Origin of the sequence: Mesorhizobium sp. ESP-6-2 (genome assembly GCF_020164675.1) — a bacterium.
Lineage (GTDB): Bacteria > Pseudomonadota > Alphaproteobacteria > Rhizobiales > Rhizobiaceae > Mesorhizobium.
The window spans coordinates 78847-93641 of record NZ_JAIUGT010000013.1 but is presented as its reverse complement, the minus strand read 5'-3'; the positions used below and the strand labels follow the sequence as shown (position 1 = coordinate 93641).

Annotated in this window: 15 protein-coding genes; 11 read left to right on the top strand and 4 right to left on the bottom strand. The window is 61.2% G+C overall.

What is annotated here, in order from left to right; genetic code table 11:
* On the bottom strand, positions 1-699 hold the full coding sequence (locus tag LB532_RS27590; RefSeq protein ID WP_140641902.1) for a GntR family transcriptional regulator: 699 nt from the start codon (positions 697-699) through the stop codon (positions 1-3).
* A 209-nt stretch (positions 700-908) separates the two neighbouring features.
* On the opposite strand from LB532_RS27590, the gene LB532_RS27585 reads away from it, so the two are divergent.
* Genes LB532_RS27585 through LB532_RS27575 form a run of 3 tightly spaced genes read left to right on the top strand, consistent with a single transcriptional unit; the run spans position 909 to position 4461 of the window.
* Positions 909-2132: an iron-containing alcohol dehydrogenase gene (locus LB532_RS27585; protein WP_140641900.1), complete on the top strand. Its 1224-nt coding sequence runs from the start codon at positions 909-911 to the stop codon at positions 2130-2132.
* 14 nt (positions 2133-2146) lie between these two features.
* Positions 2147-3634, top strand: coding sequence for an NAD-dependent succinate-semialdehyde dehydrogenase (locus tag LB532_RS27580; protein ID WP_140641898.1), 1488 nt, complete (start codon positions 2147-2149; stop codon positions 3632-3634).
* 11 nt (positions 3635-3645) lie between these two features.
* Positions 3646-4461 (top strand): alpha/beta hydrolase, encoded by an 816-nt coding sequence (locus LB532_RS27575; protein WP_140641896.1) that lies wholly within the window; start codon positions 3646-3648, stop codon positions 4459-4461.
* 198 nt (positions 4462-4659) lie between these two features.
* On the opposite strand, the gene LB532_RS27570 is transcribed toward LB532_RS27575, so the two are convergent.
* On the bottom strand, positions 4660-5727 hold the full coding sequence (locus tag LB532_RS27570; protein ID WP_140641894.1) for an ornithine cyclodeaminase: 1068 nt from the start codon (positions 5725-5727) through the stop codon (positions 4660-4662).
* 3 nt (positions 5728-5730) lie between these two features.
* Positions 5731-6651 (bottom strand): arginase, encoded by a 921-nt coding sequence (gene rocF, locus LB532_RS27565; RefSeq protein ID WP_140641892.1) that lies wholly within the window; start codon positions 6649-6651, stop codon positions 5731-5733.
* 128 nt (positions 6652-6779) lie between these two features.
* Between rocF and LB532_RS27560 the strand changes: the two genes are divergently transcribed.
* The gene (locus LB532_RS27560; RefSeq protein WP_140641890.1) at positions 6780-7217 is read left to right on the top strand and encodes an Lrp/AsnC family transcriptional regulator; all 438 of its coding nucleotides are present in this window, start codon (positions 6780-6782) and stop codon (positions 7215-7217) included.
* 377 nt (positions 7218-7594) lie between these two features.
* Here LB532_RS27560 and LB532_RS27555 read toward each other — a convergent pair whose 3' ends face one another.
* Complete coding sequence (locus LB532_RS27555) at positions 7595-8665, bottom strand: NAD/NADP-dependent octopine/nopaline dehydrogenase family protein (RefSeq protein ID WP_140641888.1); 1071 nt, start codon at positions 8663-8665, stop codon at positions 7595-7597.
* Between the two features lie 217 nt (positions 8666-8882).
* Between LB532_RS27555 and LB532_RS27550 the strand changes: the two genes are divergently transcribed.
* The 7 genes from LB532_RS27550 (at position 8883) to LB532_RS27520 (ending at position 14792) form a co-directional block, all read left to right on the top strand.
* Positions 8883-9854: a LysR family transcriptional regulator gene (locus LB532_RS27550; RefSeq protein WP_140641886.1), complete on the top strand. Its 972-nt coding sequence runs from the start codon at positions 8883-8885 to the stop codon at positions 9852-9854.
* Positions 9851-11320, top strand: a complete 1470-nt coding sequence (locus LB532_RS27545) for an NAD(P)-binding domain-containing protein (protein ID WP_140641884.1) — start codon at positions 9851-9853, stop codon at positions 11318-11320. Before LB532_RS27550 ends, LB532_RS27545 begins: the two co-directional genes overlap by 4 nt.
* Positions 11317-11799, top strand: a complete 483-nt coding sequence (locus LB532_RS27540; protein ID WP_140641882.1) for a CMD domain-containing protein — start codon at positions 11317-11319, stop codon at positions 11797-11799. Before LB532_RS27545 ends, LB532_RS27540 begins: the two co-directional genes overlap by 4 nt.
* Complete coding sequence (locus LB532_RS27535; protein ID WP_140641880.1) at positions 11796-12359, top strand: peroxidase-related enzyme; 564 nt, start codon at positions 11796-11798, stop codon at positions 12357-12359. Before LB532_RS27540 ends, LB532_RS27535 begins: the two co-directional genes overlap by 4 nt.
* 57 nt (positions 12360-12416) lie before the next feature.
* Positions 12417-13157 (top strand): amino acid ABC transporter ATP-binding protein, encoded by a 741-nt coding sequence (locus tag LB532_RS27530; RefSeq protein WP_140641878.1) that lies wholly within the window; start codon positions 12417-12419, stop codon positions 13155-13157.
* 24 nt (positions 13158-13181) lie between these two features.
* The gene (locus LB532_RS27525; protein WP_140641877.1) at positions 13182-14009 is read left to right on the top strand and encodes a transporter substrate-binding domain-containing protein; all 828 of its coding nucleotides are present in this window, start codon (positions 13182-13184) and stop codon (positions 14007-14009) included.
* 66 nt (positions 14010-14075) lie between these two features.
* On the top strand, positions 14076-14792 hold the full coding sequence (locus tag LB532_RS27520) for an amino acid ABC transporter permease (protein ID WP_140642110.1): 717 nt from the start codon (positions 14076-14078) through the stop codon (positions 14790-14792).
* Positions 14793-14795 lie beyond the last annotated feature (3 nt).

The following is a 14795-nucleotide window of genomic DNA, read 5'->3' as shown; positions in this document are numbered from 1 at the left end:
CTACTCGAATGCAGGCAGGAGCCTGTCCCGCGAATTCTCTATGTGCACGCGCATCGCCTTTTCGGCGGCAACCGGATCGCTGGCCGCGAAAGCGGCGAGGATGGCTTCGTGCTCGTCAAGTGCCTCTTCGGTGACCCGCGAGTGATACATCAGGCGGAAGATGTGGAAGTGGGTGTGCTGGTGGTTCAGCGTTTCGCGGATGAGCTCGTTCTGCGCGAACTCCATGACCTTGTCGTGGAAGATGGCATCCTGGCGGGCGAAGTTCGAATAACGCAGGCGTTCGTCCTTGCCCACGCGCCTGGCCATCACGCCAGCCGCCTCCTGCAAAATCATCAGCCGGGCTTCATCCAGCGCAGCGGCTGCCTTGGCGGCGGCTGCGGGTTCGAGCAGCAGGCGCAGTTCATAGAGCTCGTCGAAACGGCGCCGTGTGATCTGGGGCGCGGCCCGGTACCCGATAAGATGGGTTTTCACCACCAGGCCCTCGCCTTCCAGCCGCCCAAGAGCTTCGCGGATGGGCGTATGCGAGACGTTGAACTCCTTGACGAGGTTGTCGACGGTGATCCGCGATCCCGGAGCTATCTTCAGCGACATCAGCTGCTGGAAGATCGCCTCGTAGACGTCCTCCGACAGGCTGTTGGCACGCTGGATGCGGCCCGTCAACCGAGCGTCGTTGTCGACGGTAAGGTCTGGATTCTGCATGTTTTGCCTCTTGACAGGAGCGACCTCTAACACGATGCTCCGCGTAATTCAATCCTATATCCTATACGATTTTATAGAGGATATTTCGTGAGTCAGGAAAACTCGACGACGGCTCTGGCCCGTGCCTTGCCCGAACCACGCCACGCACGCTGGGCAAGCGATGATCTCCGATCCCCCGCTCGCCAATCCATATTCGAAGGACACAGTTCATGACTCTATTTGCAGCAGCCCGGTTGCCGCGGGAGATTCTTTTCGGCAAAGGCCAGCGTCACGCGCTGCCTGATGTTGCCGCCAGATATGGCCGGCGCGCATTCATCTGCACGGATGAGCGTTTCGCCGGGACGGCAATGTTCGCGCAGATCAGCGCCGCACTGAGAGCAGGCTCGATCGAAACGCTCGTGTACGATCGCATCCTCCCGGATGTCCCCCGTGACAGCGTTGCCGTCTGCGCCGCCCATGCGAAGGACTTCAAGCCGGACATGGTGATCGGGATCGGTGGCGGCAGCTGCCTGGATATGGCCAAAAGCGCCGCGCTGCTGATCAGTCACGGCGGGCGGCTTCAGGACTACTACGGGGAATTCAAGGTGCCCGGCCCCACGCTCCCGGTAATCGCGGTCCCGACCACCGCCGGCACCGGTTCGGAAGTGACGCCGGTGGCGGTGATCTCCGATCCGGAACGGACGCTGAAGGTCGGCATTTCCAGTCCCCATCTCATTGCCGCGGTCGCGCTCTGCGATCCGGAACTCACCGCGACATGCCCGCCCTCCCTCACGGCAATTGCCGGAGCCGACGCGCTCACCCACGCGATCGAAGCCTTCACGTCCGCCAAACGTGGCGCCGATCCGCATTTGCCGCAGCGGCATGTCTTTGTCGGCAAGAGCGCCCTGACCGATCATTTCGCGCTGCTCGCCATCCAGCTCCTGGGCCGCAGTCTCGAAAAGGCGTACCGGGACGGCTCGGACGAAGATGCACGCGCCGATGTTATGATGGGGGCGCTTGCGGCCGGCTGCGCTTTCGGCACGGCCGGAACTGCGGCTGCCCACGCCGTGCAATATCCCGTCGGTGCGCTTACCCACACGCCGCACGGATTGGGCGTGGCGACGATGCTTCCCTACGTGATGAGCTACAACCTGCCCGCCGCGACCGATGAAATAGCGGCGGTCGGCGCTGCTCTGGGGGTGACGGAGACAAAGAGCGCCGAGGCGACCGCGCGCGCCACCATCGATGAGGTGGCCCGGCTGTTCGGTGCCATCGGCATCACCCGTACGCTGGCCGATCTGGGTCTTCCACACGACAAGATCGACTGGACCGCCGAGCAGGCGCTCGGCATCGATCGGCTGATCAAGAACAACCCTCGTCCTTTCGACATCGCCGCGATGCGGCGGCTGGTGAGGGCCGCCTATGACGGCGACATGGCCGCAAGCTCAGTCTGACCAGAGGTGATGAGATGAACGTACCCCAAGGGCAATTCAACGAAGATCCGGACATGTTCGACTACACCACATTCTCGCACGGCCTCTATATTAACGGACACTGGCGACAGTCTTCCGACGGTCGCCTCATTGAGGTGATCGATCCTTCCACGGAGGCCGTGATTGCGGCCGTCCCGGACGCTACGATTGCCGATGCCGCCGCTGCCGTCGAGGCGGCTGCGAAGGCGGCTGCGGGCTGGCGCGCAACCGCGCCGCGCAAGCGTTCGGAAATCCTGCGGCGTTGTTTCGAATTGATGGTCGAACGGTCCGATACGCTGGCGGCGCTGATCTCGCTGGAGAACGGCAAGGCGCTGCGCGACGCGCGCGGCGAGGTCGCCTATGCGGCTGAATTCTTCCGCTGGAATGCCGAGGAAGCAGTCCGCATCAGCGGCGAATTCGGCATGGCGCCGTCAGGCGCCAACCGGATCGTCGTCGACTATCATCCGATCGGCATCTGCGTGCTCATAACGCCCTGGAATTTCCCCGCCGCCATGGCGACACGCAAGATCGCGCCGGCGCTGGCCGCCGGCTGCACTGTCATTCTGAAGCCCGCCAGCGAGACGCCACTGACCGCCTACGCGCTCGCCGCGCTGTACGAGGAGGCGGGCGTACCCGCCGGCGTCGTCAATGTGCTCACCACCTCGAACCCCGGACCGGTGACCGCCGCCATGCTCGCCGATCCGCGGGTCCGCAAGCTATCCTTTACGGGTTCGACCGGCGTGGGTCGCGTTCTGCTGGCCGAAGCAGCCAAGCACGTCATCTCATGCTCGATGGAACTTGGCGGCAACGCCCCCTTCATCGTCTTCGATGACGCCGATCTGGACGCGGCCCTCGACGGCGCCATGGTCGCCAAGATGCGAAACGCCGGCGAGGCCTGCACGGCAGCCAACCGCATCTACGCACAGGCCGGCATCCATGACGCGTTTGCCGAAGGTTTGCGCCAACGCATGGCCGCGCTCAAGCTCGGTTCAGGCACCGACCCGGACACCGAATGCGGTCCGATGATCACCAGGAAAGCCGTCGACAAGATCGATCGGTTGGTCAAGGACGCGGTCGCCCGCGGCGCCAGGATCCTGTGCGGCGGCGTGGTCGCCGACGACAAGGGCTATTTCTATCCGCCGACCGTCCTTCGGGACGTGCCCGCCAATGCCGAGATGGCACAGGAGGAGATATTCGGTCCGGTGGCCCCGATCAGCCGCTTCGAGAACGAGGACGAAGTCATCGCGCGCGCCAACGACACGGAATACGGCCTAGCCGCCTATATCTATACGCGGGATCTGGCCAGGGGCATGCAGGTGGCATCTAGGATCGAAACGGGCATGGTCGCGCTCAATCGCGGCCTGATGTCGGATCCGGCCGCACCTTTCGGCGGCGTCAAGCAGAGTGGCCTTGGCCGCGAAGGCGGACAGAAGCACGGCATTGCCGAGTTCATGGAGGCGAAGTACATCGCCGTCACCATGTGAACGGGCAGCCCATGCAGAATGATCCTTTCCGCATCCGCGACCATGTCGCCGAATTCGACGATATCGTCGCCGAGATCGTTCGTCGCAGCACGGAGGTGCGCGCGACAATACCGATGGTTGCCGACATCGCCTATGGAGCCGATGCCACCGAGACCATCGATCTGTTCTTTCCGGAGGGCAAACGCGACCGCCTGCCGGTCCATATGTTCATCCATGGCGGCTACTGGCGCATGTTCTCCAAGCGCGACTATTCCTATGTCGCCGAGACGGTGACGCGCGCCGGCGCAATCGCGGTCATCGTCGATTATGCGCTGATGCCGGCCGTGAGGATGGCCACGATCGTCGACCAGGTGCGGCGCGCCAAAAGCTGGGTGCTCGACCATATCGGCGATCGCGGCGGCGATACCAAGCGCCTGACCGTGAGCGGACATTCAGCCGGCGCCCAGCTTGCGACGATGCTCTTCCATGACGACGGCCGGACATCGACGATCAAAGGCGCGTTGCTGCTTGGCGGGCTCTACGACCTGAAGCCGCTTCAGACCTCCTTCCTTGCCGCCGAGATCGCGATAACCGACGAGGATGCAGCCAGGTTCTCGCCGCTCACCCGCCGTTTCGATCCGTCAGTGTCGGTCGAGATCGCTGTCGGCGCCGATGAAACGCCGCCATTCCACAGCCAGGCCGAGGCGTTTGCGCGACATCTGAAGGAGCAGGGACTACAGGTCTCGCAGACCACCCTTCCTGCGACCAATCACATGAGCAGCGTTCGCGACCTCGGCTTGGCCGACACCGACGCAGCGACCCTGCTGACAAACCTGGTTTCCCTCTGAGGCCATTGGCGTCGGCGACTTTAGCCAGGGATATTCAGCCGCCGCCCGCCGCGCAGCTCCCGCCCTCCGATCCCGTGCAGATCACCCCTCCGCCCTCGGGCGGGCATTTTGTTATCCTCGGCTTGCTCGATCCTGAAGCCGGATGCTCGGCGCCGCGTCTGTTGCGAGACGAACATCCCCAGCAGGCTCTGCGAAAACTCAGCCGGATACGGCCCTGACCCCTGCGGCCTTGTCGGCGCGCAGCAGCATGCCGAAGAGGTCGCGTGGCTCGTCCGGGTCCGCCAGCAGATCGAGCTCCTCGTAGAGGCCGGTGCGCTGAAGCTGGTCGCGGACGTAGCGCAGCGCGGAAAAGTCCTCGATCGCAAAGCCGACGGAATCGAACAAGGTGATCTGGCTGGCATCCCGGCGGCCGGCCGCCTTACCGGTCATCACTTGCCACAACTCTGTCACGGGATGGTCAGGCTCGAGTTGCTGGACTTCACCCTCGATGCGCGACTGCGGCGGGTATTCGACGAAGATGTCGGAGCGCAGCAGTATGTCGCGATGCAGCTCCGTCTTGCCGGGGCAATCGCCGCCGACGGCATTTATGTGCACGCCCGATCCGACCATGTTGTCCGTCAGGATGGTCGCGGAGCGTTTGTCGGCGGTGACCGTCGTGATGATGTGAGCCCCTTCCACCGCCTCCTGCGCCGACGCACAGATCGCGATATCGAAACCAAACGCGGCAAGGTTTTTCGCGCATTTCAAGGACGCCGACCGGTCGATGTCATAAAGGCGAAGCCTGTGGATGCCGAGCAGGGCCTTGAAGGCGATGGCCTGGAATTCCGACTGGGCGCCGTTGCCGATGATTGCCATGCAGTCCGCCGCATCGGGGGCGAGGTATTTGGCCGCGACGGCCGACGTCGCCGCCGTGCGCAATGCGGTCAGGATGGTCATTTCCGAAAGCAGCATCGGATAGCCATTGCCGACATCGGCCATCACGCCGAAGGCCGTCACGGTCTGGCGCCCGTCGCGCGTGTTTTTTGGATGACCGTTGACATATTTGAAGCCGTAGAGCTGTCCGTCGCTCGTCGGCATCAGTTCGATGACACCGTCGATGCTGTGCGATGCGATGCGCGGGGTCTTGTCGAACAAGTCCCAACGTCGGAAATCCTCTTCGATATAGGCGGCGAGATCGATGAGAAAGCGATCGATGCCGACGGCAAGGACCAGCCTCATCATGTGATCGACGCTGACGAAGGGCACGATGTTCAGCTTGGGGGTCACAGCTCAATAACTCCGTGTGGGACGGTCCATGATCCGCCGGCCCATAAGGCTCGCGGTCAGGTCCACGAGAAGGGTCGCGGTGCGGTTGCGTTCGTCGAGTGCGGGATTGAGCTCGACCAGGTCGAGGCTGGTGACGAGACGGCTGTCGTGCAGCATTTCCATCACCAGATGAGCCTCGCGAAAGGTGGCGCCGCCCGGCACGGTGGTGCCCACGGCCGGAGCGATGGACGGGTCGAGAAAATCGACATCGAAGCTGACATGCAGCATCCCGTTTTCAGCGCTGACCCGCTCAAGAAAGGCGCGAAGCAGTGGGGCCATGCCATATTCGTCGATCGTGCGCATATCGTGCACGGTGACGCCCGCCTTGCGAAGCGCTTCGCGCTCCGCCGGATCGACGCTACGGATGCCCAGTGTGCAGATACGGGCCGGATCCACGCAAGCCGCCAAGCTGGGAAAGTAGCCTTCGAAGCCTGGTTGCCCGCTGGCATAAGCCAGCGGCACGCCATGCAAATTGCCACTGGTCGTGGTGTCGAGCGTATGAAAATCAGGATGTGCGTCGAGCCACAGCACGAACAGGGGGCGGCCGGCTTCCGCCGCCCGGCGGGCGATGCCGGCCAGCGTGCCGGCGGAAATGCTGTGATCGCCACCAAGGAAGATCGGCATGGCGCCGGCGCTGGCGGCATAGGCCGCCTCCGTGATCGCCGCCGTCCATGCGACGATTTCCGGCAGCGCCTTCAAGGCGGCATTGCCGTGGCTGATCGGGCGCAGATCGGCAGAGGCGACGGTGCCAAGGTCGGCCAGCGTATGCCCGAGTTCAGTGAGTGCGGCCGCCAGGCCTGCGGTACGGAGCGCGCTAGGACCCATCTCGCAACCCATCCGGCCTGAGCCGACCTGGATCGGTGCCCCGACGATCGTGCAATGCATTCCTATGTCCCCGCGCGCGTTTTCGATCGCCTATTGGAGCGCGGATAACCGGCAGGATGAACATATCAAATTGGCAAATTTGTTGAAATGGGCTATCAAAATGGAATGATTTGATTGCATTCAGAGCCATGGATCAGCTTGACGAACAGCTCATCACGCTTTTGAGGCATGACGCGCGGCGCAGCATCTCGGACCTTGCCCTAGATGTCGGCGTCTCGCGGGCAACGGTCAGGTCCCGCATGGAGCGTCTTGAAAAAGCCGGCGCGATCATCGGTTATACCGTCATTCTGCGAGCCGATGCCGTCGACCAGCGTGTACGCGGCATCATGATGGTGGAAATCGAAGGGCATGCCGCCGATCGTGTGATCCGCGCCCTTGGCGGCTTCTCGGAGGTTTCGACGATCCATACCACCAACGGCCGCTGGGATCTGGTAATAGAACTGGGGACGCAGACACTGACCGAATTCGACGCCGTGCTGCGGCGCATCCGCCTGATCCCCGGCATTACCGGCAGTGAGACCAGCCTGTTGTTGGCGACACCCCGGAGCACCAAGGCACGGCTTTGATCGCTGTCTGTGAATAGGTTGGCTGGCCAAACCGGCAGTGCTGCCCTGCATCGTTGTGCGGCACGACCGTAAAATGGGCTCGGACTTGTCCAACGTGTGGCAACCTCCAGCAGGGCTGCATGAGCGGCGAGATCTGTCATCGACCCGCGTCACGCGACACCAAGCGCAAAGTCGGCCTCGTCCTACTGGTGCTGGCGTTCCGGCTCGACCGTCTTGAACGGCGGGATGAGTTCCTTGCCTCTCGAGGTTAGATCAGCCTCGCCTCGAACTCGTGCGGCGACATCGCCCTGACGCTGCACGCCACCGTTAGGTGAACCGACGCGCTGACGTAGCGTGGTGCGCCTCAAACTTGATCATGCCGCATCGACTGCGGGCGCTCAAAACCCCATGCGGCAAAGGCTTTCAAGATCCGTTTTTGCTATTCCCTCGAGGCCGAGCGCGGGAAGAATATCGTTATCCCCCCTGAGATCGCGACCGTAAGCCGCCGATAATATCGAAACTCCAGACTCGTGGAGTGTCGCCGGTTTCTCGGTGATCTTGCCCAACAATACGGTCGGCAGCAGTCCGAACGGAACATCCTCGAGAATGTAGCGGCTTTCGATTGTTGTCGGACCAAAGCCGCCACGGCCTTGACGATCCATCTCCTGGTTCATCTCCGAAACGGTTCCCTTCGGAACATGAAACGACAATGAAAAATGCTCCTGGACGGTGCGAACCGCGATACCAAAATGGGCGGCGATGGCTAGCCGTTCGGCATCCAGAGCCTCGATAAGGCGGCCAGCGGCAGGGGTGACGTTTCCCCCCTGGCTCCATTGCTCGGCTTTTTCCATGCGTGTCAGATTGAGAAGGGCAATTCCCAAGTGGTTTTGCGGATTGAGGTTGCTGAGCGCGATCGCAAGCATGCCGTCGCGCTTGACGAAACGATCACCGAATAAGCTCGTGCAAAGTGCGTATCCTTCATCCTGAGCTTTGAAAGGCAGCGTCGCGACGTCAAGCTTCTGGCGAATGGTGGTGACATGGACTTCGGTTGGTCCGAGTTGTCGACCGGTCAACAGTGTTGTGCCCCAAAGGACGATCGGCAAGCTGACCTTGCGCTCCGCCAACCGCTTGGAGAGATACAGTGCCCCGAACGAACAATGCGAACTGATGATGACCGGGATTCCATCGATCAGATGGGGGGCGGCAGCATCCATCACCATCCTGTGGCCGTAAGCCGGAAGTGCAATCACCACCACGTCCGCGTTGGCGATGGCATCCTTGCAATCCTTGGCGATGCGCACGGGTACCGTCGCCACGATGTCCCCCGTCGCTTTCAACAATTCGCCGGTAGCCAACGCCTTGGTGCGCTGTCCCGACGGTGACCAAAGCATTGGCGAATGCCCCGATCCTGCCAAATAGGCGGCAAGGCCATAAGCAATTGCTCCGGCGCCCAGAATACTCACGCGCATAACATTCCTCCTGTCGCAGGCTTTGTGGTTCGAGAATCCCTGCCGCCTTCACCTGAAGCCAGAGCCGCGTCTGACGTCCCTGTCCGCCTCCGATCCGGATTCTGGCGCTGAAGCCGGCATATGCACAAAGCCCGTAACGAACATTCGTTTCCGCTTGACATATATCAAAAACGAATGAGACGATGTCAATCATACGGATTACGCATGTAGGAGAAACATGGAAACCCGGGACCTTCAGACCTTCCTTGCGGTTGCTGCCAGCGGCAGCATCACCAGGGCGGCTGACATGCTCGGGCGTTCCCAGCCTGCGGTGACGCGCACCATTCAGGAGCTCGAGGCCGAACTTGGCTTCGAATTGCTGCATCGGATCGGTCGACGAGTGCAGTTGTCTGAAGAAGGAGTCGCGTTCGAGGAGGAAGCACGACGCCTGCTGATGTCCTTCACCGAACTCGCAGCGCGGGCCAAGATGATCGCCGCCGGCAGAGGGCGAATCCTGCAGATCGTCACCACCTCCGCGATCGGCACCGGCTTGATCCCGACGGCCTTGGCCGAACTCCAAGGTGCCGAGCTTCCGCACGAGACGCATCTCGGGCAGTTTCTTCCCTCGACCGTCGCTCAGGAAGTGCGTAGCGGACGTGCCGAGGTCGGGTTTTCAAGCCTGCCGCTCGATACGCCCGGTCTGGATGTCCTGCGGCTCTATTCGGCGCCTGATGTTGCTGCCGTGCGGGAGGGTGATCCGCTCGCCGAACTAGATGTCATACCGCTTTCCGCTTTTGCCGGCCGCCGCGTCGCCACGTTGCTCAACCCGCTGCGTTTCCAGTTGCATGTCTCCAAGGCGTTGGCGGCCAGGGGCATCGACACCGGGCCAGTAATCCGCACGAATACCGCCTATGGCGCGCTGCAGATCGTACGCCGGACTGGTGTTGCGGCTGTCATCGATCCCCTCACCGCCTATGGCGTGGGCTTGCCTGGGGTCGTCATCCGGCCGATCGACGTAACCGTCCTCTTTTATTGGGGTGTTGTGGCTGCCGAAAAACGCCCCCTTCGTCCAGTCGCGCAGGCGTTGGTGGATGCGGTCGAGGCGGTGGCTGAACGGTCGATCGTCGGCTTCAAGAAACTCGATCCGACCCTGGCCGGCCAATTGGTGACCGATCCTGCCTCCGGCACAAATCACGGAACGGGAATATGAAGCACACCCCCAGTTCGCTCCCCGCGAGAGGTCTAGCCGCGCTGGAAGCACAACTTGCTCAGGATCTCGATTTTCTCGAACTGCCTGCCAAGCCATGGGTTCCCGCGCGTTCGCGCGATGGCGTGCCGGTCCGTGACGTCGTTGTGATCGGCGCCGGCATGTGCGGACTTGCTGCCACCGCAAAGCTGGTGCTGACGGGGATAACCAATGTCGTCGCCTACGACGCGGCTCCGGCCGGCTTCGAAGGGCCATGGATAACGTTTGCCCGCATGCAAACGCTCCGGTCGCCGAAAACGCTGCACGGTCCGTCGCTCGGCCTGCCGCAGCTGACATTCCGCGCCTGGTTCACGGCACAATGGGGCGTTGAAGCATGGCGGTCGCTGGACAAAATCCCCAAAGGCCAGTGGATGGACTACCTGGTCTGGTACCGGAACGTTCTTGGTCTGCCAGTGCGCAACAGCGTGCGCATGACAGGCGTTGCAGCCGTTGGCGATCTGATTGCGATCGATGTCGAGGGCGCGGAAACCAGCCGGGTTCTCACCCGTCGTCTCGTTCTAGCCACCGGTCGGTCCGGTCTCGGCGGTTTTGCCGTGCCTGATTTCCTCAGGGGCATCGATCGCTCCTATTGGGCCCATTCTGCCGACGACATCGATTTTGATGCACTGAAAGGCAAGCGTGTGGCGGTTATCGGCGCCGGTGCCTCTTCGATGGACAATGCCGCGACAGCGCTCGAGGCGGGCGCCGGTTCAGTCGACATGTTGATCCGGCGCAAGGAAATGCCGCGCATCAACAAGCTGACCGGGATCGGCAGCCAGGGTGTCATCCTCGGCATGTATCATTTGCCTGACGCCTGGAAGTGGAGATTCTTCGACTACACCGCCTCGACCCAGACGCCGCCGCCGCGTTCATCGACGCTTCGCGTGTCTCGTCATGCGAATGCCCGCTTCTTTCTCGACTGCGGCGTAGTCGCGGTGAAGGAAGATGCCGGAGGCCTTCTAGTCGAAACCACGCAAGGGCCGATGCGCTACGATTTCATGATCGCTGCGACCGGCTTTTCAAATGATTTCAGTGGTCGCCCGGAATTCGCCGCCCTCGCCCCACACATCCGCACCTGGTCGGATGGTCGATATACGCCGGACATGGGGCCGCCGCGCGCAGGCATGTTGGAGGCACCGGATCTCGGCCCTGCCTTCGAATTTCGCGAGCGCGTGCCCGGTTCCTGCCCGATGCTGGCGCATGTCCACTGCTTCAACGACGCCGCCATGCTGACCCATGGCAAGGTGTCCGGCGATATCCCGGCCGTCAGCGCTGGCGCCGACCGTCTGGTCCGCGGCATTGCCGCGTCGCTGTTCGCCGAAGATGTCGAAACCCACTTCGCCAATCTGATCGCCTACGATACCCCGGAACTTCTGGGCGACGAATGGGTCGATTCAACACCCTTGTTGCATAAGGAGGCCGCACTGTGATCGACGCAATGGACAAGGCTGCAGGTCTTTCACCGGACGATGCCCTTTTCGCTGCACGGCGGTTTCGGCCCGAATTCGTGCGAGGGGCTGAGGAATGTCGCCTCTCCGTCCTGCAGCCGGCAAACGATCAGGGGCTGGCGCCGAATTTGCGGGTCGCTCTGGCCCGTCGCATGGCAGCTCTGAACGCCGATCCCGTCCTGATGGCCGAATATGATGTGCAACTAGCTCAGCTTGGTCCCACGGAGCAGCTTCTGTCCTTGGCCCGGGGGGAAACGGATTTGAATGAACCCCTGGCGACCATCGCCCGACATGTTGACCTGATCACCCTGACGCCGAGAAAGGCGGAGGCGAGCCACATTGCCCTGCTCGCCCAAGCCGGATTGAACAATCCCCAGATCGTTGCGCTCTCCGAATTGACTGCCTTCATCAACTTCCAGACCCGGGTCGCGACCGGCTTGCGATTGATGAGGCGGGCATGATTTCCTCGGTGCGCCTGAAGCCGCTGAATTGGCATCCCTATATCGCACCGGTCGAGCTATCGGAGGCAACGCCGGAACAGCTCGAAGCGATGAAGGTTACGCCGTCGGCCAAGAAAGTTTCGGAATATGTGCGCACCCTTGTGCATGATCCCGAGAGCTATATTGCCCGCACGGTGTTGTTCAACGCGATCATGTACGTCGAGGGCGGGCTTGCCCGTCCCGACCGCGAGCTTGGCGCATTGGGTGCCTCGATCGTCAATGGCTGCAAATTCTGTGCCGTTGTTCACGCTCGCCGGCATGCGGAGCTGACCAAGAGCGATGAAGTGGTCACCGCGCTGTATCTCGACAAACCTGAAAAGCTTGGGTCGCGCGATGCGGCAATCTACAACTTTGCCCGCCGCCTGTCGGCGGCGCCGTCGGAAGCGACGGCAGACGACATCGCCTCGCTGCGATCAGTCGGCATGAATGATGCCGAGATCATCGACCTCGTCCACGCCATAGCGATCTTCGGCTGGGCAAACCGGCTGATGCACGTCCTGGGCCATGCGGAAAGCGGATGATGACGTCGCATACAGTCAAGCCAGTCCGTCCCACACTTTCCGAAGGGCCAACCAGCAATGCTTGAACTCAAAGATATAAAGCTGTCTTACGGAAGTACGCAGGTCCTGAACGGCGTCAATCTCTCGGTAAAGCGGGGTGACGTGGTGTCGATCATCGGCCCCAGTGGCACCGGCAAGACCACGCTGCTGAAATGCATCAACTATCTGGCCAAGCCGTCGTCAGGAACCATTTCGTTCGATCAGATTGGGATGGATTACCAGCGTGCCGACAAGGCCGCTGTCCAGGCGATCCGGTTGAGGACCGCGATGGTCTTTCAGCAGTTCAACGTCTTCAAGAACATGACGGTCCTCCAGAACGTGATGGATCCGCTCGTTGTGGTGCAGCGCAAATCCAGGGATGAGGCGCAGGAAATCGCGCTCAGAGAGCTCGATCGGGTCGGTCTCTCGTCGAAGCGAGACAGCTATCCATCCCAGCTCTCGGGCGGCCAGCTCCAGCGCACCGGCATCGCACGCGCGCTGGCGGTGCGTCCTGACGTCATCCTCTTCGATGAGCCTACGTCATCGCTGGACCCCGAACTTGTCGGTGAAGTTTTGAAGGTGATCAAGGATGTCACGTCGTCAGGGATCACGTCGCTGCTTGTGACCCACGAGATGCAATTCGCAAAGAACATCTCGAACCGGATCGTCTTCATGGACCGTGGCGTGGTTGCCGCCGACGGCAGTCCGGCTGAAATCTTCGACGCGCCTTCCAGTCCACGACTGGCTCAATTCCTGCAGTCAGAACTCGCTTTTCAATAGCTCAACAAGAAGGGAACTCAAGAAATGTCTGCAATCACATCCGGTTTTTCCCGCCGCTATGTCCTGGCCGTCGCTGGTGGCATCGCAATTGCCCTCGCAACCGCTGGGATCAGCTATGGTCAGGCCGTCCGGACGGTCAAGATCGCGACGTCTGCCGAATCCAAGCCGCTGGCCTGGGGTGCGATCGGCGTCGAACCGCAAGGCTATGAGCCCGATCTTCTGAGGGCGATCAATGCGAAGCTGCCGCAATACAAGTTCGAAATGGAAGGTGTCTCTGACATCGCCCAGGAAACCGGCCTTGCCACCGGGAAGTACGACATCGCCGTAGGTGGCTACTACAAGTCGCCCGAGCGAGAGAAGCAATTCATCATTCCAGAGAACCCGATGGGCGCCAGTCTGATGAAAATCTACAGCAAGAAAGACAGCGGCATAAAGGAAATGAAGGACCTGGTCGGCAAGAGGATCGTTCCGACGACGGCAGGTGGCGGAACCTACAAGTTCATCATGAACTGGCAGAAAGAGAATCCGCAATACAAGCTCGACGTCACGGCATCGAGCGCCGGGATCCCCTACCCGAACCGCCTGGATGAAGTTCAGAACGGCAAGTTCGACGCATTGGTTCTACCGTCTAACCTCGGTGAGCAGGCGGTCATCGATAACAAGAAACTCGATATCGTCGCATCCGATCCGGTCTACAGCAACAACACGTACATGCTGATTCACCGGTCAGCGGAAAACAAGATCCTGGCTGAGGACGTCAACAAGGTGCTCAAGGAACTGAAGGACGACGGCACGATCGACAAGCTCTCGCAGAAGTGGTTCGGCGAGGACATCGTGAAATACATGAAGTAACGGGGCGTCCTCAGCTGCAGCTGGATGGTCGGCGCCAAGGTTGAACTGCAAGAAGGAGTGTTCAAGGTGGATGTGTCTGCTATGATTCCCGAGTTGCTCTCGGCGTTGCCGCTGACGCTGGCCATCACTTTTACGGCCCTCATTGCCGGCTTCTGCCTAGCTCTCCTTGCGACAACTCTCCGGGTCCGCAGGGTACCTGTGATCAGTCACCTGGCGGACCTCTACGTATCCTATGCCCGGAGTGTTCCCGTCGTCCTCCAATTGTTCGTTGCATTTTACGGGCTTCCCTTGTTGGTAATCCTGTTCGGCTCCGAAGATTTTTTCTCGCCGACGATCGCCGCGATGGTGGCATTGAGCTTTTATCACGGCGGCTACCTGTCAGAAGTCCTGCGACCTGCATATCTGGCCGTCGATCGCGGCCAGCATGATGCGGCAGACAGTCTTGGATATACCTTTCGCCAGAAAATCGCGCGGGTCATCGGGCCACAAGCAGTGCACTTCGCGTTGCCGGGCTACGGGAACTCCGTCATCTACCTGATCCATAACGTTGCGCTGGTGATGTACATCGGGGCGGCGGATGTCATGGCGACCGCGCATTTGATCATGGAGCGCGACTATAATCAGTACCAGTTCGAAACCTATCTCGTGCTGGCGGTCATCTATTCGGTGATGTGCCTGATCGCATGGCTCATCATCCGCTTCTTCGAGCTTCGTTCCCCGATGCAGGCACCGGAGGCTACGACATCTGCTCAGATCAAGAACACACTGATCGCGAGCGTGTGACCT

What these genes read in the sequence shown, in the direction of transcription:
- LB532_RS27590 (WP_140641902.1), bottom strand. Translation starts at nt 699, where the DNA reads ATGCAGAATCCAGACCTTACCGTCGACAACGACGCTCGGTTGACGGGC.
- LB532_RS27585 (WP_140641900.1), top strand. Translation starts at nt 909, where the DNA reads ATGACTCTATTTGCAGCAGCCCGGTTGCCGCGGGAGATTCTTTTCGGC.
- LB532_RS27580 (WP_140641898.1), top strand. Translation starts at nt 2,147, where the DNA reads ATGAACGTACCCCAAGGGCAATTCAACGAAGATCCGGACATGTTCGAC.
- LB532_RS27575 (WP_140641896.1), top strand. Translation starts at nt 3,646, where the DNA reads ATGCAGAATGATCCTTTCCGCATCCGCGACCATGTCGCCGAATTCGAC.
- rocF (WP_140641892.1), bottom strand. Translation starts at nt 6,651, where the DNA reads ATGCATTGCACGATCGTCGGGGCACCGATCCAGGTCGGCTCAGGCCGG.
- LB532_RS27560 (WP_140641890.1), top strand. Translation starts at nt 6,780, where the DNA reads ATGGATCAGCTTGACGAACAGCTCATCACGCTTTTGAGGCATGACGCG.
- LB532_RS27555 (WP_140641888.1), bottom strand. Translation starts at nt 8,665, where the DNA reads ATGCGCGTGAGTATTCTGGGCGCCGGAGCAATTGCTTATGGCCTTGCC.
- LB532_RS27550 (WP_140641886.1), top strand. Translation starts at nt 8,883, where the DNA reads ATGGAAACCCGGGACCTTCAGACCTTCCTTGCGGTTGCTGCCAGCGGC.
- LB532_RS27545 (WP_140641884.1), top strand. Translation starts at nt 9,851, where the DNA reads ATGAAGCACACCCCCAGTTCGCTCCCCGCGAGAGGTCTAGCCGCGCTG.
- LB532_RS27535 (WP_140641880.1), top strand. Translation starts at nt 11,796, where the DNA reads ATGATTTCCTCGGTGCGCCTGAAGCCGCTGAATTGGCATCCCTATATC.
- LB532_RS27530 (WP_140641878.1), top strand. Translation starts at nt 12,417, where the DNA reads ATGCTTGAACTCAAAGATATAAAGCTGTCTTACGGAAGTACGCAGGTC.
- LB532_RS27525 (WP_140641877.1), top strand. Translation starts at nt 13,182, where the DNA reads ATGTCTGCAATCACATCCGGTTTTTCCCGCCGCTATGTCCTGGCCGTC.